The sequence below is a fragment of the Aquifex pyrophilus genome (assembly GCF_054656935.1).
This window is the reverse complement of record NZ_BAAHXJ010000005.1, coordinates 140817-160499: the sequence shown is the minus strand read 5'-3', so window position 1 is coordinate 160499 and position 19683 is coordinate 140817. Positions and strand designations below refer to the sequence as shown.

The window sequence follows — 19683 nt, the reverse complement described above, 5'->3', positions numbered from 1 at the left end:
TAATGGGATACATATACCTCGTATCCTTCGGAGACGTTGAGGACAGGCTTCTCCTTGCGGATGCGGGAAACATAAAAGAGATATTTGAGCTTGAGGTTAGAGTCGCAACGGTAAAGGCGGACATAAGCGTAGCCTACAATCCCGAGAGGGGCCAGTATCACGCGGGAAGCATTCTCAAATACCTTTCCGGGATTGTTTACCCGAATATGGTTCGGCTCATAGCCCTCGTGGGATTTGACCTTTACGAGGAGGGGCTTAACTTCGTTTTTGGAGAAGCCCAGTATGGGGGAAAGTATGCGGTCGTGAGCACCTACAGGTTAAGGCATCCAGACGAGAAGGTTTTCTTTGAGAGAACCTTTAAGGAGACGAACCACGAACTCGGACACACCTTCGGACTTAAGCACTGCGAGGACCCTTACTGCGTTATGAGTTTTTCAAACAGCATTTATGAGGTTGACAGGAAATCACGGGATTTCTGTCCTAAGTGCAGGCGAAAACTTGATTACGTCCTATCTTATTACCGATGATAGGAAGAGTTTTCAGGATATTCAGGGAAAAGGGCGGTCTCCTCAAGGCATTAGACCTGTGGGAGTGGTATGAGAGCCTTCCCCATAAATACCAGAAGAAGGTTAAACATTACTACTCTGTGAAAACCATAAAGAGCCTGAACTTTCCCTTCAAGGCCAAGCATTTTGATACGGGCGAGATAGAAAACCCCATGTATACCAAGAGAACATTTCTCGGAACCCTTGCCCAGACAGCACTCCTTGAAGGGGATTACGAGTTTGCGGAGTGGCTGTATAACGAAGCCCTGAAGATGGAAGGAACCCCCTACGAGGCCCACCTCATACTGAACGACCTTATACTCCTTGCCCAGAAGCAGAAGGACCTTGAGAAGGTGAAGAAGTACGTCCTGAAGGACGTAGAGCTTTACGAGGAGTATAAAGATGAGCTGAGGGAAAGATGGGGAGGAACCCTACCCCAGATAATGGCCTTTGAGGTTTACGTTTACCTCCTTGAGAGGGAAGGCAAGATTAAGGAAGCCCTTGAGCTCGTGCAGTGGATAAAGAAGGAGGGGATAACCTACCCCTATTACGAACAGGTAAAGGAGAGGCTTCTCTCAAAGCTCAGGGATTCTGGGGAATAATACCCTCTATCTCAACGAGAAAGCTGAAGGGAACGCCGAGACCGCTCACGTAAGCGGTTCCAACCTTAAGGAAGGGAAGCCTTCTGTATATATCCTCCTTGGAGTGTTCAAAGAACTGGGAAACAGCTTCAAGGTCGTTTTTCGTTATGAGCTTGAATATCACCTGAGTGTTCATCTGAGAGAGAACGAACTTGCTTATGTTTGAAGGCCTCTGGGAAACCACAATAAGACCGAGGTTATACTTTCTCCCCTCCATAGCTATCTCGTGAAGAACTATCTGGGCAATGTTCTCCTTTCCGTAGGGGGCTATGCCGACACCCTTCTCGGGAGCAAAGTTATGGGCCTCTTCAACAACTATTAACCTTTTCCTTCTGTCCTCCCTCGCCCTTCTGAAAAGCTCCTTCAGAATGAGACCGACGAGGTTTAACCTGCTCTGGAGTATGTCAAGATTTTTCAGGTTAATAATTTTCAGTTTATTTTCCGAGTTCAGAAGTTCCTCTATCTCCTTTATAACCTGCGGTTGAGCGTTCACGGAATTGCCCCCATACTGGTTTATCAGATACTCAAGCATATTCCTCAGCTCGTCCTTCATGTTTACGGGAAGGAACTGGTAAGCGGTTTCTATAAGCTCCCTCAGGCTTTTATCCCTGTAGGCTATAAGCTTTATATCGGGAATGAGGGACTTCCTAAAGAAGGCAAAGAAGTTCTTTTCCTGTGCGGATTTCTCCTCAAGGACTATACCGCTCACCTTCAGGATTTCCTTAAAGTCATCAACGTCAACGGGAAAGAGAACATTATCAACCTCCGCTTCCTCAACCTCCCTTTTCTCCTTAAGGGGCTCTCCGTATTCTCCGTGAAGGTCCAGAACTACAACCTCAACCTCTTCGGAGAGGTTTCCGAGAAAGTTTCTTACGAAGGTTGTCTTTCCCGAGCCCGTTGTTCCGAGAAGAACCATATGTTGCGTTATCACCTTCTGGGCATCAAGGTAGGTATTTATATCCGAGCCGTAAAGCTTCCCTATGTAAACGGGAATGGACATCTTGTATCCTGCGTGGTTTCTTTTGAAAACCTCGTTTATATACTCCTTCTCCGTTGCGGGAAGTAAAGGCATACCGCTCTCAAGGGAGAATCCCTCGGTTCTGTAAACTTTTTCCTTTTTGTCGTATTCGCATATGAACTCAAGGTTTCCAACCTTGAGGGGAGGCTTTTCCCCCATGTATGCGTAAAGGCTTGCCCTCTTCCAATCCTCGTTCTCACTTCTCATTATCCTGTTTATCACCTCGTTGTTCAGTTCCCTTGACTCCTGAAGGGATACGAGCCTCAAGAGGTAAACCTTATCGTTCTTTTCGGTAGTAAAGTAGCTCTGCTCACTTACTTCTTCAAAGAATATGGCAGTTCCCTCTTTTGAGTTCTTAACGCTCAGCGTAAAACCCTTTATGCCCGTTATATCAAGGGAGGATTCTTTTATTCTCTCAAACTCCTCAAGGAGTTCCTTTACGCTCTCATCCTCTATGAGAACGTTCGTCTCCTCGTTCCCGTCCCTGTGTATTCCCCTAAGCGTTATATTTGAAGAGCCGACAACCCCTATCTTCTCGTCAACAACTAAAAACTTTGAGTGGAGTTTTCTGTTGAGGTAAATCTTTCCTCCCCTTTCCTTAACCGCTATAAAAAAGGAAACGTCCGTTATCTCAAGGTCGGAAAGCTCCCCCGCCCTTACAATAACCTCAATCTCAACCCCCTCCTTAAGGGAGGTAAGTAGCTCCTTAAACGCTTCACCCCTTATCCAGGCTGAGGCCACCTTCAGGCTCTTTTCCGCTTTCCCGAGAACCTCCCTCAGGGTCCCGTAGAGCTCCTCTTTCTTTATTACCTTTATGGTCATAATAAAATTTTATCCCTTATGTAAATAGCTCCAACTAACGCGGAACTAACGCCTCACTAACCCACCGCTAACCCTCACACCCTACCCTCAAAAACAGGAGGTGAGAAAGATGAGCAGGAAAAAACTTCTAACCGCAAGCATATTTTCCCTTGCACTTATTTATGGTTGCGGTGGAGGCGGTGGAGGCTCAATATCCTCTGAAAGCTCATTAACAACTTCTTCCCTTGACCTGTATGCGACCGATGCACCCGCAAACATAGCACGCTTTGAGGTAAAGCTCCACAAGATTGAGCTCTGTAGGGATGGAGCTTGCACGAACACGGAAGTTGTGTTTAACGACAATACTGGGATAACCCTTGACCTTGCGGAGCTTGAAGGTGTTTACCACTACCTCGGAACCGTTCAGGTCCCAAACGAGCGGTTCGTAGGGATGAGACTTGAGGTTTCAAACCAGGGAACCGTTGTTTATGAAGGCCAGCAAAAGAACCTCGTTCTTAAAAACACCCAAAACATAAACTGCGACCAGCAAACGGGAAGGTGTTCCATAGACATCAAAACAAACGTTGACCCGGCCCAGGGGCAGAACCTCGTTGTGGATTTTGAGCTTAATAACTTCCAGTTAGAGTGTAATGATGAATGTAGAGTTGTGCATGTGGAGGTTTCTGCGAGACACGAGGATGAGGAGAGAATAAGGACAAGGGGAAAGATAGAGGCTTACGTGGTAATAGACCCCCAAAGCTTTGATGGAACAATCTCGGTAAGTCCGGAGCTAACCGCAAACATTGAAAGCAACACCCTTTGTAAACTCCCGGACGGAAACTACTTCGGTCAGGACTGCATCCAGGCGATTCAAAACATGCAAGGTCCCGTATGTGCGGAGGTAAAGATTCATCCCGTAAACAGCAGAGTCATTAAACTTGAGCTTGAAGAAGGGGAAGACTGCGGAGAGAGATACGAAGAGGAACACAGAAGAAGGTTCGAAGAAGGTGAAGAGGAAGAACACAACAAAGGTATGATGGAAAGATACGAGATAAAAGTTCCCTTATCGGATATCCAGGTTGATACAACAAACAACACCGTAACGGTAAACGGGACAACCATACAGGTAAGCGATAGAACTTATTGCGAGTTTGACCTTCAGAATGAGCAAGACAGATATCTTGTAGGAACGGATTGCCTTTCAGAGCTCCAGAACCTTCAAGGTCAGAACCTTTACGTTGAGGTTGAATACGTTCAAGGAGAAAACGGAAACTACATAGCCCTTGAGATTGACGTAGATAACGAGGATTAATTCCTCATATCCTAATTTATGATGGTTTTCCTTTTTCTTTTCTTCTTACTTTTGTTCGCTTTTGGGAAAGAGGATATAAGGGAGCTCATAGAAAAGGTTAAGAAAGCTCCTTCCGAGGAGAGATACATACATATGAACAAGTTGAAAATGAAGTTAATGGAGATGTACGAGGAAAAAAGGGAGAAGATAATAAGAAGGCTCTACAGGGAGTTCGGTAGAGAACATCACGAGAGGGAAATCCCCGAAAGGGAAATGTATGAGCACGAAAGGGAAATGGAAAGGGAGATAGAAAGAGAGTATATGCACAGGGAGGAAAGGGAAGAACTTTATGAGGAAATTGAGGAGGAGATTGAGAAGGAAAGGGAGAGATACAAAGAGTTTGGAAGAGAGAGGAGAAAATACCCCCGTCATGAAGGAGAAGAAAGATGGGAGGATTAAAATAGTTTGCTAAAATGCTTTTAGCTTTGGTTTTCGCGGTTTTGGGCTTTGTGTTCGGTTTCACAGACTCAGACCTTGACGGTGTGGAAGACAGCCTTGATAAATGTCCAAATACTCCCTTTTTCGTTCTCGTTGACAGATACGGGTGTCCCGTAAAGGAACTAAGACCGAGGAGAAGGGTAAAGTTCTTCTTCAGAACTGGCTTTTCCCATGCTAAGGATAAAGATTACGAATCAAACAGCGTTTATTACTCCCTTTCCGCAAGTATAAAACCCTTTTACTTTTCCCTTTCCTCAAGGTATTACACCTATGTAAATGGTAAGAGCGGAATGGGAAATATATACCTTTCTGCAACTTACAGAAAATACTTCAAAAACCTCGGACTATATCCGGGGCTCAGGCTAAAGATACCCACCTCTGAAAAGTTCGGGGACAAATACCTTGCTATCGCCCCATCTCTCTACGCTGTATATATACTCAGAAGGAGTGATATATCCCTATACATTGAGAGAACTTTTCGTTCAAATTCTTCCCTGAGGGATACCTGGAGCTTTTCCGCAGGAGCGGGATACGAGTTGAGGAAGCTGTATCTCAATATCTCCCTTGACCTTACCGAATCCTCCGTGAGGAGCAGGTATTACCCATACCTTACCCTCTTCTCCCTTCTGGACCTCACCGATAAGCTTTTCCTCACGCTCACCTTCAGCAAAGGCTTGAGCGAGGAGGCAGTAGATAGAAGCCTTTCTCTGAAGCTTGGTATTAGATTCTGAATGATGAGCGGGAAGATACTTCTCGTTGAAGATGACAGACTTCTTGCGTTAAGCCTCAAGGAGTTCCTTGAAGAGAACGGATACGGGGTTGACCTCGCGTTCAGCTACGAAGAGGCGATAAACAGAATGGAAGAAAACAACTATACTGCCTACATTATAGACGTCAACCTCGGGAACGGAGATGGCATAGAGCTTATAAAGTTTCTCAGGGATATAAGAAACACAACCCCAGCATTAATAATAAGCGCCATGACTGACATACCGACGATAGCGAGGGGGTTTGAGTCGGGAGCGGACGATTACATAAAGAAACCCTTTGACCCCGAGGAGCTACTTGTAAGGCTAAGGGCACGCATAAAGGAGGACAACCTCTGCTACGGGGAACTCATTTACAAGAACGGAAGGTTTTTCCTGAGAGATGAAGAAATTGAGCTGGGGGAGGTAGAGAGATGCATACTCTTAAAACTCCTGAGGAATACGGGAAGAGCGGTTCACAGGGACGCACTCCTTGACTGCATGAAGAACCCATCACCCACGGGGCTGAGGGTGATAATAAACACCCTGAGAAAAAAAACGGGTCTGAATATAAGGTCCGTGAAGGGACTAGGTTATGTTCTTGAGTAGGCTCACGAGCTACGAGAGGGAATCCCTTTTAAAGTCCTTTATTCTCTTCTTTACCGCAATAGAGTTTTTGCTATGCGTTATAACCGCTCTTATGGTGAGCGTAAACCTGAAGGAGCTGAAACACAATATATACCTCAGATTAATCAATTACTCTTACACCTTTAAAGGAAAAGAGTTCCGCATAGAGATAGTAAAGAATGAGGGTAAGAGCTTTTACAGGTTATACGAGGATGAAAAAGGCCTTTACATACTCGTCCCCATACCTGACGTAAAGGAGGACGTTTTAAAGGTGATTTACCCCTCGGAGGAATTTAACGAGAAGAAAAGGGAAGTTTTTAAGAACCACTTGGTTTATCTCTCACTCTTCACGCTTATCAATCTTATTCTATCCCTCATTTTTTCCCTATACTCAATAGCTCCCTTGAGAAAGGCTGTGGAGGTGATGACGGAAATATCAAGGGACGTCGCTCACGATATGAAAACCCCTTTAACGAGCCTCTTAATAAACGTGAAGATATTAAAAAGAAAGTGCGGGGAGGAGTCCTTAAGGAGGATGGAGGAAGCGGTCAACCAGTTAATAGCCCTGAGCGATAACCTCTCCTCTCCCCAGCTTGTTCCCCTAAATACCGACCAATCCGTTAATATAAATGAGATTGTTGAGAGCGTTGTAAAGGACTTCAGGGAATTATACCCTGATATAAAGGCTGAGCTGAACCTGAAAAAGGTGAGTTTGAAGGGAGATTCTTCCGCGGTAAGAAGGATAGTGGATAACGTGGTCTCAAACGCATTTAAACACAACACGGGGAAATGGGTAAGGATAACTCTTGATGAGAAAAAGCTCCTCGTGGAAAACCCATCAAAACCTTTAAAAGATGTAGGGAAAATATTTGATAAGTTTTACAAGGAAACGGACAGGGGAACGGGAATAGGTTTATACGTCGTCAAAAAACTTGCGGAGCTTCACGGTTGGAAGATGAGAGCGGAGTATAAAAATGGGATTTTCAGAATTAGGATAAACTTCAGGTGAATAACCTTCCGAACTCCTCAAGGGGAATATTGGGTTGGGGGTTTATATCAAGGGGAGCGGTTATCCCCCTTTTGAACCTCTCCGCACCCGCGTAAGCTATCATAACCGCGTTATCCGTTGACAGCCTCGGGTGAGGGATGTATAGCTCAAAACCTTTCTCCTCGGAAGCCCTCCTGAAGACCTCCCTCAGCCTTGAGTTTGCGGAAACTCCTCCTACTACGACAACCCTTTTCACACCCGTTTTTTGAATTGCCTTTAAGGTTTTCTTAAGGAGAATCTCAACAACGGTTTCCTGAAAGGAGTAGGCAACGTCCTCTTTTCTCAAGCTTTTCTCCCTTTTCAGGAGGTTTAGAACAGCGGTTTTGAGTCCACTGAAGGAGAAGTTCAGGGAATCGTCGTTTAAAAGGGGCTTGGGAAGCTCGTAGAGTTTTTTACTCTCCTTTGCGAGCCTGTCTATTATAGGACCGCCTGGGTATCCAAGTCCGAGCATCTTAGCGACTTTGTCGTAAGCCTCACCCACTGCGTCGTCAAGGGTTCCTCCGAGAAACTCGTATCTCCCGAAATCCCGAACGAGATAGAGGTCCGTATGTCCCCCCGAAACAATCAGGGCGAGAAAGGGGTAATCAACCTTCCTCTCAAGGAAAACGGAGTAAATGTGACCTTCTAGGTGGTGAACGGGAACGAGGGGTTTGTTAAGCTCGTAAGCGAGGGCTTTCGCAAAGGCGACTCCTACGACGAGGGAGAGTATAAGACCGGGGGTGAGCGTGAAGGAAATAAAGTCTATCTTCTTTATATCAAAATTTGTTTCTTTAAGAAGTCTGTCAAAGAGGGGGAGAATGTTTCTCGTGTGCTCCCTTGCCGAGAGTTCGGGAACAACTCCCCCGAAAGGGGAGTGAACGACAGCTTGGGAGAGGATTATATCCCCTATTACACCCTTCTCGGTGTCGTAAAGGGCAAGGGCTGTCTCATCGCACGAGGTCTCAACCCCTAAGGTAATCATCCCGTTTTTTTAAGCTCTTCCCTTCTCTGGAGAATCTCAATGGCTTTCCTCAGCTGAACGTCTATCTCGGGGAGGAGTATCACCTTCTCCGTATGTCCTTCAAACCTCAGCTGTCTTATTCTCTTGAAGAGCTCGTCCCACGTCTTTTGGTCCATCTTAACGATGATGTCGGGCGTTATTCCCTTCTTGTGTATGAGCCTTCCTTTAGGTGTGTAGTAGTAGGCTATCGTTAGTTTTATTGCGGAACCGTCGTCAAGGGGTATTATGTTCTGAACCGATGCCTTTCCGAAGGTCTTCTCACCCACGAGGGTTGCGAGTTTGTAATCCTGGAGTGCACCGGCGACTATCTCCGAGGCGCTTGCGGAGCCTTTATTTACGAGAAGAACAACGGGGAGGTTATGGGTAAGGGGTTCCCTCTCGGCAAAGTATCTGTGGAGTTCTCCCCTTCTTCCCTTCGTGTAAACTATAAGCTTTCCTTTCGGAACGAAGAGGTCAGCAACGTCAACCGCTTCGGTGAGGAGTCCGCCGGGGTTATTCCTGAGGTCTATTATGAAGCCGTAAACACCTTGTTCCTCAAGGTCTTCCATAGCCCTCTCAAGGCTTCTCGCGGTTCCGCTTGTAAACTGGGATATCTTTATGTAGCCTATTCCCTTGTAGTTTGTAAACTTGACGCTCGGGACCTTTATCCTTGCCCTCGTTATTACAACCTCTATTGGTTTATCAACTCCTTTCCTCAGAATGGTGAGCTTCACCTTAGTTCCGGGCTTTCCCCTTATCTTCTTCACAACCTCCATTAGGGACATGTTAAAGGTGTCCTGGCCGTCTATAGCTATTATCACATCCCCGGGTCTTAGTCCTGCCTTCCATGCAGGCGTTCCCTCTATAGGGGCAACGACTATGGGCCTTCCTTTTTCCATCGTTATCTCAATACCTATTCCCCCGAACTCCCCTTCCGTCTCCTGCATGAACTCCTTATACTGCTCGGGAGGGAAGAAGTCCGAGAATGGGTCAAGGGAGGAGACCATCCCGTCTATAGCCCCGTATATGAGTTTCTTTATTGGGACCTCCTCAACGTATTCCCTTTCAACGATTTTCAGAACCTTTGAAAAGAGCTTGAGGTAAAAATACTTATCCTCTTCCTTGTCCGTATTCTGCCCCAGAATAAAGCCTGTAAAAAAAACGAGAACAATCAACGGGATAAAGGCAACCTTCCTCATTTCTCCTCCTTCCTGAACTGAATTTCTTTTACGTCTTTTATGGTAAAGGAAGCGTTTCCTATATCCGAAACAGCGCTGCAAAAGTAATTGGAAGGAAGCTCAAAAACCTCGGATTTTCCGTTTCTTAGGTGTATCTTCACTATAGCCTTATCCCCGCTAACGTTAATTATCTCCATTTTCTCAACGTTTGTGAGGGAAACCGCATACTCAATGTCCCCCTTCCTTACCTTTATGTAGGATAAACCCTCACAGGTCGGGCTCTTAAGGACGTGTTTAACACCCTTTTTATCCACGACGATTACGTTAAGGTTCTTTACCTCGGGGGGGCTTCCCGTAGGTTCTGCCATCGGAAAGACAAGGGAGAGGAACATAAGGCTTAAAAGTAAGATTCTTCTCATAAGATTTTAGTATATAAAATTTACATGCTGAAGCTTATAGTAAAGAACGGATACCTCGTTGACCCCTCCCAGAACCTTGAGGGAAAGTTTGACATTCTCATAGAGAACGGCGTCGTTAAGGAGATAGATAAAAACATTCTCGTTCCCGAGGCGGAGATTATAGACGCGGATGGGCTAATAGTCTCCCCGGGATTCGTTGATGTACACGTCCACCTTAGGGACCCAGGTCAGACCTATAAGGAGGACATAGAGAGCGGGAGCAGGTGTGCTGTTGCGGGCGGATTTACAACTATCGTATGCATGCCGAACACAAACCCACCCGTTGACAGCCCAAGCGTAGTTAAATACATACTCGGAAAGGCGGAAAAACTCGGGATTTGCCGAGTTCTCCCCGCAGGTGCTATAACGAAGGGGAGGAAGGGAAAGGAGCTTGCGGACCTTTATGCTCTCAAGGAAGCGGGTTGCGTTGCCTTTACGGACGACGGGAGTCCCGTGATGGACAACTCCCTTATGAGAAGGGCTATGGAGATAGCAGTAGAGCTTGATACGGTTATCCTTGACCACTGCGAGGACGATAAGCTCGCCTACGGTGCTGTTAACGAGGGCGAGATTTCCGCACTCCTCGGATTATCGGAAAGGGACCCCTCCGCGGAGGACATACAGATAGCACGGGACGGAATCCTCGCCCACTACACGGGTGCGAGGGTTCATATCCAGCACCTCACGACCTCTTTCGGCGTTGAGCTTATAAAGTATTTCAAGGATAAGGGGGTGAAGATAACCTGTGAAGTGAATCCCAATCATCTCACATTTACGGAAAAAGAAGTTTTAAGAAGCGGAGCTAACGCAAGGGTAAACCCTCCTCTCAGGAAGGAGGAGGACAGAAGGAAACTTCTGGAGGCGGTTAGGGAGGGATTTATAGACTGCTTTGCCACGGATCACGCTCCCCACGCACCCTTTGAGAAGGAGCTCGTTGAGTTCGCATCGCCGGGCATAATAGGGCTCCAGACCGCCCTCCCCATGGCCCTTAACCTTTATAGGGAGGGGGTTATAAGTCTAAAGAGACTTGTTGAGATGTTTACCATGAACCCTGCGAGAATACTCGGGCTTCCCTACGGAACGCTGAAAGTGGGAAGCCCTGCGGACATAACCATATTTGACGTGAACAAGGAGTGGGTTCTCAATGAGGAGACAAACCTCTCAAAAAGCAGGAATACACCCCTCTGGGGAAAGGTTCTGAAGGGTAAGGTGATATACACCATAAAAGAGGGAAGGGTTGTGTATAAAGATAATTAGTCATGGGAATATTTATAGAGGATTTGCTTCACTTCGGAAACCTCATAGACAACGAGGTTGAGGTAGAGATTGAAAAGGAAGCCTTCAAGAAAACCTTTCCCTCCCTTGATTTTGAGTTTGACGAGGGAGTTGTGAAGATAAAGGGAAAGAAGAGGTTTCTCATATTTCCGAAGAAATTTGAGTTCAGGGGAAGGGAGGAGAGCAATAAGGTTTTTAACGAGAGGGAAGGGGACGAGCTTAAGGACTTTGGCGTTTACCTTAAGATGCTCTCCCCGGACGGACTGGAGGAGCTTACAAAGGACAAACACTTTAAAAAAGAAGGAGAATACCTGAAGCTCAGCATTCTTGACGTGTTTAAGAACACTGAAATCTACCAGAAGGTTCCAAAGCAGTTCAGGGATAAGCTTGAGATAACGAAGTATAAGGTAAAGAGGGGAAAGTTTTCCATATTCCTCACAGTGGTAAAGTGATTAATGGGTTGTGCAAACAGAGCAGAGGTCAAAGCTCCTTAAAATCATCTCCGCTTTCAGGGAGCTGTCAAGACCGATTATAGCCTTCTCAGCCACACCCAGGTATTTCTCACACCTCGGGCCAAGATTCCACTGGGAGGGTGTTATTATTTCGTAACTCCTTATTCTTCCCTTCTCTATCTCAACCCTGTGTATGAGGGTTCCCCTTGCAGCCTCAACGATTCCTGTCCCGCTTCCGCTCCCTTCCTTTGGAATTTCTCCTACTGCGGAACGCTCGTTTATATGATTCAGAAGCTCCGTAAGGAGTTCCTCAACCTTCTCAATTATTTCCCACAGCTCAAGAACCCTTGCGGATACACGAACCGAAAAGGAGTCCCCGAAATCGGAAAACATTTTTTCAATCAGGGGATTTTTACAGAGAACTTGTCTTGCAAGGGGACCCGTTTCGTAGGGAAGACCCTTATACCTCACGGGTCTTGAAAGGGTATAAGATGGCGGATTTAAAACCTCAACGAACTTCGGAGAGAACTTAAACCTCCTTCCCCTTTCCCTCTTGTAAGATGGCTTCAGGGTATCTATAAAACCCCCACCGCTGATAAACCTTCCGTAGGACCTTCCCACTTCGTTTAAAGAAAAGTCCTCACAAAGCTCAAGGAATTTACCAAGGTCCCCCTTCAGATTCCCGTAATCTCCCCTTTTTCTGAGTTTTCTAAATTCCTCTTCGCTTACTCCCACTATGCGGGAGAGGAAGAATCTCCTAAAGTTTCTTATAAGAGACTTTGCTTTAAATACCTCTTCTTCCGAAGGCGTTGATGTTACCCCTCCGGGAATTGCGTAAGAGGAGTGGGGCCACTGCCCCGAAAAGAGGGCTATGACCTTTACAACCTCCGAGGATACCTTAACCGCTTCCCTCCATGCACTTCCCGAAAAGGGCTTATACTCGTTGAGATTTTCCTGAAGTTTTAGGAAGTCCGGCATTATGAATAGGTAAAACCACTTTACGTGGTTCTGGAGTATCTCGGTTAACCTCGTTATCCTCCTCAGTATTTCCGCTTTTTTCGGAACTTCCTTTATCCCGAGTGCGTCTTCAAGAGCCTTCACCGTTGCTATGAGGTGGGCGTGTCCGCATATACCGCAAACCCTTGGGTTTATAACCAAAGCATCCATAAAGGGCTTTCCCTTTAAAACCCTCTCTATACCCCTTACCTCGTTAAAAATAATTTTTGCGTCCTTAATCCTCCCCCTTTCCCACTCAAGCTTGAGGGACGCTTCCCCCTCAACCCTCGTCAATACTTTCTTCTCAATCTTCATCTTTCAGCCTTTCGGGTGCAAACATCTTCGCAACGCCCGAGAGCATAATATAACCCCTCTTTGATACACCGAGGGGGAGCTCCGCGGGTATGCCCGCATACTGCCTGGTTTCCCACAGATTCTCACGGGGAAAGTCATACTCCGTGCAACCGAAACAGGGGGTTCCAGCTCTCGTCTTTGAGTTAACTCCGTTCCAGAGGATTGTGTTACAGCTCGCGTGGGTCATGGGACCCCTGCAACCAAAATGGTAAAAGAGACAGCCCTTTTTCTTTCCGAGCTCCTTTGCCTCAACCTTCCACTCAAAGAACTCGTTCCTTGAACACCCCCAGTGGGTTAAGCTCCCGTAGTAATCCCTCGGTCTTCCAAGCTCATCAAGCTCAAGCTTTCCCCTCTTTATCTTGAGGAGAGTTCCCGTAATCCACTCGGGGTTTGCGGGACAACCCGAAAGGTTTATAACGGGATAACCCTTCTTGCTCCTGAACTCCTTACCGAGAAGTCCTCCCTTTTCCTTAAACCTGTATTGAAGACCAGAGATATTTTCTTTACCGAGTGCGGGTACGTTCCCGTAAACTGCACAGTTTCCAACCGCAACGACGTAATCAGCAATCTCGCAAAGCTTTTTTATTCTTTCATCGTCCTTTTTTACCGCTCCCTCAAGGACGAGAACCTCAAGTTTTCCCTTCTTCAAAACTTCATTTACCGCTTCTTCTTCCGAGCTTAGGGAAAAGGAAGGGTGAAACAGTAGGTTAAACTCCTCAAAGATAAGCTCCGCTTTATCGGAACTCAGGAGGGAATGGGTATTTCCGCAACAGGTGAGCCTTTGAATCCAGAGGAGTTCCATGAAAGGTAAGTGGTCGGGGTGACCGGACTCGAACCGGCGACCTCTGGCCCCCCATGCCAGCGCGCTACCACCTGCGCTACACCCCGTCCAGTATTTTTATTATATGCCCTTTTAACCTTTCTTAACAACTCCCTTGAGCTCTTCAAGCTTCCCTTTAAGCCTCTCAACCTCGTCCTCTTCGGATAGACCAAGATAATCAAGGAGTTTCTTAACGCTCACCCACTTCTTCAGAACCATTCCCTGGGTTATGAGCTTCTCAAAGGGCTCGCCGTCCCTTACAAGTCCGATATCCTTTAAGAACTTCTGGAAGAATCTCGCGTAAAGGAGGTGTAAAACAGCGTGTTCTATTCCTCCTATATAAACGTCAACGGGCATCCAGTAATCGGTTTTCGCCTTTGAGAAGGGCTCTTTATCGTTCTTGGGGTCGCAGAACCTGAGGAAATACCAGGAGCTGTCAAAGAAGGTGTCCATGGTATCCGTTTCTCTCCTTGCCTTCCCTCCGCACTTGGGACACTTCGTATTTACAAACTCCTCCGAGGTTTCAAGGGGATTTCCCTGTCCCGTAAACTTAACGTCAAGGGGGAGCTTTACGGGAAGTTCCTCCTCAGGAACGGGAACCATACCGCACCTTTCGCAGTAAACGACGGGAATAGGCGTTCCCCAGTACCTCTGCCTTGATATGTTCCAGTCCCTCAATCTGTAAGATACCTTAAAGTCTCCGAGACCTTTCTCCTTTAACCACGCGGTTATCTTTTTCTTCGCCTCTTCGCTCTCAAGTCCGTTAAAATCACCCGAGTTTATGAGGACCCCCCTTCCCTCGTAAGCTCCCTTATCAAAGTCCCACTCTTCTTCAGGCTTTACGACGGGTTTTATGGGAAGTCCGTACTTTTTTGCAAACTCCCAGTCCCTCTGGTCGTGGGCGGGAACGCACATTATCGCACCCGTTCCGTACTCGTAAAGGACGTAGTTAGCACTCCATACGGGTATCTTCTCCCCGTTTGCGGGGTTCGTAGCGTAAACTCCGAGAAATACCCCCTCCTTTTCCTCTTCCATAGTCCTCTCACGGGTGGACATCTTTTTCATCTTCTCAACGAAGGCCTCAACGTCTCCGTAGCAAACCTTTCCGAGCTTATCGCCTATGCAGGCAAGAACGGGAACGAGGGGGTGTTCGGGTGCAAGAACCATAAAGGTAGCACCGAAAACGGTATCGGGCCTCGTTGTGAACACATCTATGTAAATTCTTTTTTCCTTTAATGCGGTCTCTCTTAGCTCCTCGGGAATGCAGTCCATAAATTTTTCGGGTTCTTCAAGCTCAACGTAAAACCTGATTAAAGCTCCCTCGGAACGTCCTATCCAGTTTCTCTGCTGGGCTATAACCCTTTCGGGCCACTTTCCCTCAAGTTTCTTTAAATCCTCAAGGAGTCTATCCGCGTAAGCGGTAATCTTTAAAAACCAAGAGGGAACTTCCTTCTGAACTATCGGCGTTCCGCACCTCCAGCACTTTCCTTCTATTACCTGCTCGTTTGCTAAAACCGTCTGGTCGTGGGGACACCAGTTCACCTTTGCGGTCTTCCTGTAGGCTATTCCCCTCTCAAGCATCTTCAGGAATATCCATTGATTCCATTTGTAGTATTCGGGGTCACAGGTCGCTATCTCCCTCTCCCAGTCGTAGGAAAAACCGAGCATCTTTAACTGATTCTTCATGTAGGAGATATTCTCGTAGGTCCACTTTGCGGGGTGTATGCCGTGCTTTATCGCTGCATTTTCCGCAGGAAGTCCGAAGGCGTCCCAACCCATAGGGTGTAGAACATTTTTCCCCCTCATCCTCAAATATCTCGCTATGGCATCCCCTATGGTATAGTTCCTCACGTGTCCCATATGGATTCTTCCGGAGGGGTAGGGGAACATCTCAAGGACGTAAAACTTATTCGGCTTTCCCTCTTGGGCTTTAAATACTTTCGCTTCTTCCCAGCGTTTCTGCCACTTTTTTTCAATCTCTCTCGGATTGAAGGCTTTCATGGGTTTTTATGGGGAGGGTGACGGGACTCGAACCCGCGACACGGGGATCCACAGTCCCCCGCTCTACCAACTGAGCTACACCCTCCTCCAGATTTTTTAATTATAGAACTACTTGAACCACTTTTCAATGACCTTCTCCGCTACGTTCTCGGGAGTGAAACCGAAGTACTCAAACAGAACGCTTCCGGGGGCAGACTTACCGAATTCATTAAGACCTATTACAAGTCCATCTTCGCCCACGTATTTATACCAGCCCGTATCCCTTCCCGCTTCAACGACGACCCTTCTTTTTACCTCAGGAGGGAGAACGCTTTTCTTATAGTCTTCGGGCTGTTCATCAAAGAGCTCACAGCAGGCCATATTAACGACCCTCGTCTTTATACCCTTCTCCTCAAGGAGCTCCTTAGCACCAAGGGCGACCTGAACTTCGGATCCCGTCGCTATGATTATGACGTCAGGCTTTCCTTGGGTATCCGCTATTACGTAAGCCCCCCTTCTGACACCTTCGGGAGATGCGTACTTCTTCCTGTCTATGGTTTTTACCTTCTGCCTCGTGAGGATTATGGCGGTAGGTCCGTTTTTTCTCTTCAGGGCTATCTCCCAGGCGTATTTAACCTCGTTTGCGTCCGCGGGTCTCACGACCCAGAGGTTTGGAATGCTCCTTAAGCTCCAGAGCTGTTCAACGGGCTGGTGGGTTGGCCCGTCTTCGCCGAGTCCTATTGAGTCGTGGGAGTAAACGAATATAACTTGGAGGTTTGCGAGGGCTGCGGTTCTTATGGCAGGTCTCATGTATTCGGAGAATATTAGGAATGTTCCCCCGTAAGGGAGTATTCCCCCGTGGTAAGCCATGCCGTTCAGGATTGTTCCCATGGCGTGTTCTCTCACCCCGTAGTGGATATTCCTACCGTGGGGTGTATCCGCTTCAAAGTCGGGATACTTTTTAAGAATCGTATTTACGGACTCCGAGAGGTCCGCGGAACCCCCAATCAATGTGGGTATGTAATCCGCCATAACGTTTAAAACCTTTCCCGAGGCCTTTCTCGTTGGCATATCCTCCTTAAACTCTTCCACCTTATCAAGCCACTCAAGGCTCCATTCCTTATTCAATACCCTTTCAAAGGTCTCGGCAAGTTCTGGGAACTTCTCCTTATACTCTTCGTATAGCTTGTTCCACTCCTCTTCAAGCTTTGCCCCTTCAACTACCTTCCTTCTCGTGTGCTTTAATACCTCTTCGGGAACGTAAAACTCCTCAAGGGGCCAGCCGAAATTCTTCTTAGTTTCCTCAACGACATCCTTTCCCATGGGCTTTCCGTGAACTTCCGCGGTATCCTGGAGGGGAGTTCCGTATCCTATGTGGGTTCTCACGGAGATAAAGGTTGGCTTATCGGACTCCTTTGCGCTCTTTATCACCTCTTCAAGGAGTTCAAGGTTGTATCCATCCTCTATGTGGAAAACCTCCCATCCGAGAGCCTCAAACCTCTTTAAAACGTCCTCGCTCCAGGCGAGCTTAGTATCCCCGTCTATCGTTATATGGTTGTTATCCCATATGGCTATCAGCTTGTTCAGTTTGAAGTGTCCCGCAAGGGCTGCAGCCTCGTAAGATACGCCCTCCATGAGGTCTCCGTCGGATACGAGAACGTATGTATAGTGGTCAACGATGGGATAACCCTCTTTGTTGAAGATAGTTGAGAGGAACTTTTCCGCTATAGCCATTCCCACCGCATTACCGAATCCCTGTCCCAAGTTTCCAGTCGTCGCCTCAACGCCGGGAGTGAGCCCGTATTCGGGGTGTCCGGGGGTTTTGCTGTTGAGCTGTCTGAAGGCCTTTAGGTCGTCAAGGGTGAGGTCAAAACCGAACAGGTATAGAGCCGAATACAGCATCGCGCACCCGTGTCCCGCTGAAAGTATAAACCTGTCCCTGTTGAACCAGTTGGGGTTCTTGGGATTGTATCGCATTATCCTGTCGTAGAGGAGGTAGACTATGTGGGAAGCTCCGAGGGGCATGCCGGGGTGTCCCGACTTTGCCCTCTCAACCATATCAACGCTCAGAAAACGCATAGTATTAATGACGAGGCTGTCTATCTCGCTTTTGGTTTTAAAGAGCTGTGGCATAGTAAAAATATTTTAGGAAAATTTTAATAAAATAAAACTATGAGCCTCAGGATTTACAACACACTTTCGGGAAAGGTTGAGGAGTTTGTTCCGATAGACCCTCCAAAGGTTCTCATATACACCTGCGGTGTTACCGTTTACGACGACTCCCACGTGGGACACGGAAGGAGTCTCATAGTTTTTGACGTATTCAGGAGGTTCCTGGAACACCTCGGTTATAAGGTTAAGTTCGTAAGGAACTTCACGGACGTTGATGACAAGATAATAAACAGGGCAAAGCAGGAATGCACCGACTTCATGACAGTAGCGGACAGGTATATAGCCAGATACTACATAGATATGGAAAACATAAGGGTTAGACCCGCTGACGTTGAGCCGAGGGTAACGGAACACATAAAGGAGATAATAGAGGTTATACAGAAGTTGATAGATAAGGGATACGCTTACGTCGTTGAGGGGGACGTTTACTTTTCCGTAAAGAAGTTCAAGGATTACGGAAAGCTCTCAAAAAGGGATGTGGAGGAATTAATAGCGGGAGCACGTATAGAGCCTTCCGAAAAGAAGAGGGACCCCCTTGACTTTGCCCTATGGAAAGCATCAAAGGCGGGAGAACCCGCCTGGGACTCCCCCTGGGGAAAGGGAAGACCCGGATGGCATACCGAGTGCGTTGCGATGGTGTTCAAGCACCTCGGGGAGACAATAGACATTCACGGAGGAGGTCTTGACCTCGTTTTCCCCCACCACGAGAACGAGATTGCCCAGGCGGAAGCCATAACGGGAAAGCCCTTCGCCCGCTACTGGATGCATAACGGCCTCGTGACTGTCGGCGGTCAGAAGATGTCAAAATCCCTCGGGAATTACGTAACCTTAAGGGAGGTTTACACCAAGTATCACCCCGACGTTCTCAGACTCCTCGTTCTCTTCACCCATTACAGAAGCCCCCTTGACTTTTCCTGGGAGAAGATGGAGGAAACCCTTAAAGCTTACGAGAGACTCAAAGGAGCCATAGAGGATTACGAACTCCTTAAAAAGCTTAAGGTGGTTGAGGAAAGCGAGGGAGGAACTCATCCTCTTTACGACCACGTTAAGGATTTTGAAGAGAAGTTTTACGCATCCCTGAGCGATGACTTCAACACACCTGAAGCCCTCGCCCACGTTTTCGGACTCGTTACCGAGCTTAACAAGGTAAAGAATAAGGCTTTTTCTGAGGGGAAGATAACGAAGAGTGAGCTTGAGGCTTACGAGTTTGCCTCAAAATCCCTGCTTAACACTATGAAAAAGATATTCGGACTTCTTGAGGACCTATACCCCGAGTGCAAGGTTGAGAGGGTTGTTGAAAAAGAGCTTGAAGCGGGAAAGGTTTACGACGAAAAGTTAATAGAGATACTCATAGAAGCGAGAAACATAGCGCGAAAGGAAAAGGTTTTCAAGATTGCGGACTACATAAGGGATAAGTTAAAGGAGCTCGGCATTATTCTTGAGGATACACCCGCGGGAACTAAGTGGAAGGTGAAAAGGGAAGGGGGTTAGAAGCCGAAGGTCGTTGGTATATCCATGTTTACATCTTTCACTTCCTTTATCTGAGGGAATCTCTGCTTTAGAACCCTTTCTATACCCGCCTTCAGGGTTAATACGGACATTCCACATCCCGAACAAGCACCGACGAGCCTTACAAGAACCGTTCCGTCTTCCTGAACATCTACGAGCTCAACGTCTCCGCCGTCAAATCTCAGAGCGGGCCTAATCTCGTCAAGAACCTTCTCAATCTCTTCCCTGCTCGGCATCTTGGCTTCCTGTTGTTGGAGCTCTTCCTTTCTTTCTTCAGCCATACTCACTACCTCCT

The 19683-nt window shown here is 47.1% G+C and carries 19 protein-coding genes and 2 tRNA genes; 10 read left to right on the top strand and 11 right to left on the bottom strand.

Features of this window, described 5'->3' with window-relative positions; all coding sequences use genetic code 11:
* Positions 1 to 2 precede the first annotated feature (2 nt).
* Both ACYQZ0_RS04455 and ACYQZ0_RS04450 read left to right on the top strand, forming a co-directional pair.
* Positions 3 to 527 (top strand): archaemetzincin family Zn-dependent metalloprotease, encoded by a 525-nt coding sequence (locus ACYQZ0_RS04455; RefSeq protein WP_459775397.1) that lies wholly within the window; start codon positions 3 to 5, stop codon positions 525 to 527.
* A complete protein-coding gene (locus ACYQZ0_RS04450; RefSeq protein WP_459775396.1) occupies positions 524 to 1147 on the top strand; it encodes a hypothetical protein in 624 nt (207 codons plus the stop codon). The genes ACYQZ0_RS04455 and ACYQZ0_RS04450 overlap by 4 nt, the downstream gene beginning before the upstream one ends.
* On the opposite strand, the gene ACYQZ0_RS04445 is transcribed toward ACYQZ0_RS04450, so the two are convergent.
* Positions 1128 to 3026 (bottom strand): helicase HerA domain-containing protein, encoded by a 1899-nt coding sequence (locus ACYQZ0_RS04445; protein ID WP_459775395.1) that lies wholly within the window; start codon positions 3024 to 3026, stop codon positions 1128 to 1130. The two genes, ACYQZ0_RS04450 and ACYQZ0_RS04445, sit on opposite strands and share 20 nt — an antisense overlap.
* Positions 3027 to 3135: 109 nt before the next feature.
* Here ACYQZ0_RS04445 and ACYQZ0_RS04440 point away from each other — a divergent pair, with 109 nt between their 5' ends.
* Genes ACYQZ0_RS04440 through ACYQZ0_RS04420 form a run of 5 tightly spaced genes read left to right on the top strand, consistent with a single transcriptional unit; the run spans position 3136 to position 7176 of the window.
* The gene (locus ACYQZ0_RS04440; protein WP_459775394.1) at positions 3136 to 4317 is read left to right on the top strand and encodes a DUF4382 domain-containing protein; all 1182 of its coding nucleotides are present in this window, start codon (positions 3136 to 3138) and stop codon (positions 4315 to 4317) included.
* 18 nt (positions 4318 to 4335) lie between these two features.
* Positions 4336 to 4755, top strand: coding sequence for a hypothetical protein (locus tag ACYQZ0_RS04435; protein ID WP_459775393.1), 420 nt, complete (start codon positions 4336 to 4338; stop codon positions 4753 to 4755).
* 14 nt (positions 4756 to 4769) lie between these two features.
* Complete coding sequence (locus tag ACYQZ0_RS04430) at positions 4770 to 5525, top strand: thrombospondin type 3 repeat-containing protein (protein ID WP_459775392.1); 756 nt, start codon at positions 4770 to 4772, stop codon at positions 5523 to 5525.
* A gap of 3 nt (positions 5526 to 5528) precedes the next feature.
* The gene (locus ACYQZ0_RS04425) at positions 5529 to 6149 is read left to right on the top strand and encodes a response regulator transcription factor (protein ID WP_459775391.1); all 621 of its coding nucleotides are present in this window, start codon (positions 5529 to 5531) and stop codon (positions 6147 to 6149) included.
* Positions 6136 to 7176: a sensor histidine kinase gene (locus tag ACYQZ0_RS04420; RefSeq protein WP_459775390.1), complete on the top strand. Its 1041-nt coding sequence runs from the start codon at positions 6136 to 6138 to the stop codon at positions 7174 to 7176. Before ACYQZ0_RS04425 ends, ACYQZ0_RS04420 begins: the two co-directional genes overlap by 14 nt.
* On the opposite strand, the gene tsaD is transcribed toward ACYQZ0_RS04420, so the two are convergent.
* From tsaD to ACYQZ0_RS04405, 3 genes are read right to left on the bottom strand one after another with little or no spacing between them, the layout of a single operon-like run.
* On the bottom strand, positions 7169 to 8176 hold the full coding sequence (gene tsaD, locus ACYQZ0_RS04415) for a tRNA (adenosine(37)-N6)-threonylcarbamoyltransferase complex transferase subunit TsaD (RefSeq protein ID WP_459775389.1): 1008 nt from the start codon (positions 8174 to 8176) through the stop codon (positions 7169 to 7171). The two genes, ACYQZ0_RS04420 and tsaD, sit on opposite strands and share 8 nt — an antisense overlap.
* Positions 8173 to 9393 carry a S41 family peptidase gene (locus ACYQZ0_RS04410; RefSeq protein ID WP_459775388.1) on the bottom strand — a complete coding sequence of 407 codons (1221 nt, stop codon included), beginning with the start codon at positions 9391 to 9393 and terminating at the stop codon, positions 8173 to 8175. The genes tsaD and ACYQZ0_RS04410 overlap by 4 nt, the downstream gene beginning before the upstream one ends.
* Positions 9390 to 9791: a hypothetical protein gene (locus ACYQZ0_RS04405; protein ID WP_459775387.1), complete on the bottom strand. Its 402-nt coding sequence runs from the start codon at positions 9789 to 9791 to the stop codon at positions 9390 to 9392. The genes ACYQZ0_RS04410 and ACYQZ0_RS04405 overlap by 4 nt, the downstream gene beginning before the upstream one ends.
* A gap of 24 nt (positions 9792 to 9815) precedes the next feature.
* On the opposite strand from ACYQZ0_RS04405, the gene ACYQZ0_RS04400 reads away from it, so the two are divergent.
* Both ACYQZ0_RS04400 and ACYQZ0_RS04395 read left to right on the top strand, forming a co-directional pair.
* Positions 9816 to 11087, top strand: a complete 1272-nt coding sequence (locus tag ACYQZ0_RS04400) for a dihydroorotase (RefSeq protein ID WP_459775386.1) — start codon at positions 9816 to 9818, stop codon at positions 11085 to 11087.
* A 2-nt stretch (positions 11088 to 11089) separates the two neighbouring features.
* Positions 11090 to 11557, top strand: a complete 468-nt coding sequence (locus tag ACYQZ0_RS04395; protein ID WP_459775385.1) for a hypothetical protein — start codon at positions 11090 to 11092, stop codon at positions 11555 to 11557.
* Here the strand turns inward: ACYQZ0_RS04395 and ACYQZ0_RS04390 are convergent, their stop codons facing one another.
* From ACYQZ0_RS04390 to tkt, 6 genes are all read right to left on the bottom strand, one after another.
* Positions 11558 to 12868 carry a nickel-dependent hydrogenase large subunit gene (locus tag ACYQZ0_RS04390; protein ID WP_459775384.1) on the bottom strand — a complete coding sequence of 437 codons (1311 nt, stop codon included), beginning with the start codon at positions 12866 to 12868 and terminating at the stop codon, positions 11558 to 11560.
* A complete protein-coding gene (locus ACYQZ0_RS04385; RefSeq protein WP_459775383.1) occupies positions 12858 to 13709 on the bottom strand; it encodes an NADH-quinone oxidoreductase subunit B family protein in 852 nt (283 codons plus the stop codon). The genes ACYQZ0_RS04390 and ACYQZ0_RS04385 overlap by 11 nt, the downstream gene beginning before the upstream one ends.
* A 10-nt stretch (positions 13710 to 13719) precedes the next feature.
* Positions 13720 to 13795 (bottom strand) — tRNA-Pro (locus ACYQZ0_RS04380).
* Positions 13796 to 13820: 25 nt separating this feature from the next.
* Positions 13821 to 15728 (bottom strand): leucine--tRNA ligase, encoded by a 1908-nt coding sequence (leuS, locus tag ACYQZ0_RS04375; RefSeq protein WP_459775382.1) that lies wholly within the window; start codon positions 15726 to 15728, stop codon positions 13821 to 13823.
* A gap of 9 nt (positions 15729 to 15737) precedes the next feature.
* Positions 15738 to 15813 (bottom strand) — tRNA-His (locus tag ACYQZ0_RS04370).
* Between the two features lie 23 nt (positions 15814 to 15836).
* Positions 15837 to 17840: a transketolase gene (gene tkt, locus ACYQZ0_RS04365; protein WP_459775381.1), complete on the bottom strand. Its 2004-nt coding sequence runs from the start codon at positions 17838 to 17840 to the stop codon at positions 15837 to 15839.
* Positions 17841 to 17879: 39 nt separating this feature from the next.
* Here tkt and cysS point away from each other — a divergent pair, with 39 nt between their 5' ends.
* Positions 17880 to 19370 (top strand): cysteine--tRNA ligase, encoded by a 1491-nt coding sequence (cysS, locus tag ACYQZ0_RS04360; RefSeq protein ID WP_459775380.1) that lies wholly within the window; start codon positions 17880 to 17882, stop codon positions 19368 to 19370.
* Here the strand turns inward: cysS and ACYQZ0_RS04355 are convergent.
* Positions 19367 to 19669, bottom strand: coding sequence for a NifU family protein (locus ACYQZ0_RS04355; protein WP_487247136.1), 303 nt, complete (start codon positions 19667 to 19669; stop codon positions 19367 to 19369). The two genes, cysS and ACYQZ0_RS04355, sit on opposite strands and share 4 nt — an antisense overlap.
* Positions 19670 to 19683 lie beyond the last annotated feature (14 nt).

What these genes read in the sequence shown, in the direction of transcription:
- leuS (WP_459775382.1), bottom strand. Translation starts at nt 15,728, where the DNA reads ATGAAAGCCTTCAATCCGAGAGAGATTGAAAAAAAGTGGCAGAAACGC.
- ACYQZ0_RS04395 (WP_459775385.1), top strand. Translation starts at nt 11,090, where the DNA reads ATGGGAATATTTATAGAGGATTTGCTTCACTTCGGAAACCTCATAGAC.
- ACYQZ0_RS04435 (WP_459775393.1), top strand. Translation starts at nt 4,336, where the DNA reads ATGATGGTTTTCCTTTTTCTTTTCTTCTTACTTTTGTTCGCTTTTGGG.
- ACYQZ0_RS04425 (WP_459775391.1), top strand. Translation starts at nt 5,529, where the DNA reads ATGAGCGGGAAGATACTTCTCGTTGAAGATGACAGACTTCTTGCGTTA.
- ACYQZ0_RS04390 (WP_459775384.1), bottom strand. Translation starts at nt 12,868, where the DNA reads ATGAAGATTGAGAAGAAAGTATTGACGAGGGTTGAGGGGGAAGCGTCC.
- ACYQZ0_RS04450 (WP_459775396.1), top strand. Translation starts at nt 524, where the DNA reads ATGATAGGAAGAGTTTTCAGGATATTCAGGGAAAAGGGCGGTCTCCTC.
- tsaD (WP_459775389.1), bottom strand. Translation starts at nt 8,176, where the DNA reads ATGATTACCTTAGGGGTTGAGACCTCGTGCGATGAGACAGCCCTTGCC.
- ACYQZ0_RS04400 (WP_459775386.1), top strand. Translation starts at nt 9,816, where the DNA reads ATGCTGAAGCTTATAGTAAAGAACGGATACCTCGTTGACCCCTCCCAG.
- ACYQZ0_RS04410 (WP_459775388.1), bottom strand. Translation starts at nt 9,393, where the DNA reads ATGAGGAAGGTTGCCTTTATCCCGTTGATTGTTCTCGTTTTTTTTACA.
- ACYQZ0_RS04430 (WP_459775392.1), top strand. Translation starts at nt 4,770, where the DNA reads ATGCTTTTAGCTTTGGTTTTCGCGGTTTTGGGCTTTGTGTTCGGTTTC.
- ACYQZ0_RS04440 (WP_459775394.1), top strand. Translation starts at nt 3,136, where the DNA reads ATGAGCAGGAAAAAACTTCTAACCGCAAGCATATTTTCCCTTGCACTT.
- ACYQZ0_RS04355 (WP_487247136.1), bottom strand. Translation starts at nt 19,669, where the DNA reads ATGGCTGAAGAAAGAAAGGAAGAGCTCCAACAACAGGAAGCCAAGATG.
- ACYQZ0_RS04420 (WP_459775390.1), top strand. Translation starts at nt 6,136, where the DNA reads ATGTTCTTGAGTAGGCTCACGAGCTACGAGAGGGAATCCCTTTTAAAG.
- cysS (WP_459775380.1), top strand. Translation starts at nt 17,880, where the DNA reads ATGAGCCTCAGGATTTACAACACACTTTCGGGAAAGGTTGAGGAGTTT.
- ACYQZ0_RS04385 (WP_459775383.1), bottom strand. Translation starts at nt 13,709, where the DNA reads ATGGAACTCCTCTGGATTCAAAGGCTCACCTGTTGCGGAAATACCCAT.
- ACYQZ0_RS04445 (WP_459775395.1), bottom strand. Translation starts at nt 3,026, where the DNA reads ATGACCATAAAGGTAATAAAGAAAGAGGAGCTCTACGGGACCCTGAGG.
- ACYQZ0_RS04455 (WP_459775397.1), top strand. Translation starts at nt 3, where the DNA reads ATGGGATACATATACCTCGTATCCTTCGGAGACGTTGAGGACAGGCTT.
- ACYQZ0_RS04405 (WP_459775387.1), bottom strand. Translation starts at nt 9,791, where the DNA reads ATGAGAAGAATCTTACTTTTAAGCCTTATGTTCCTCTCCCTTGTCTTT.
- tkt (WP_459775381.1), bottom strand. Translation starts at nt 17,840, where the DNA reads ATGCCACAGCTCTTTAAAACCAAAAGCGAGATAGACAGCCTCGTCATT.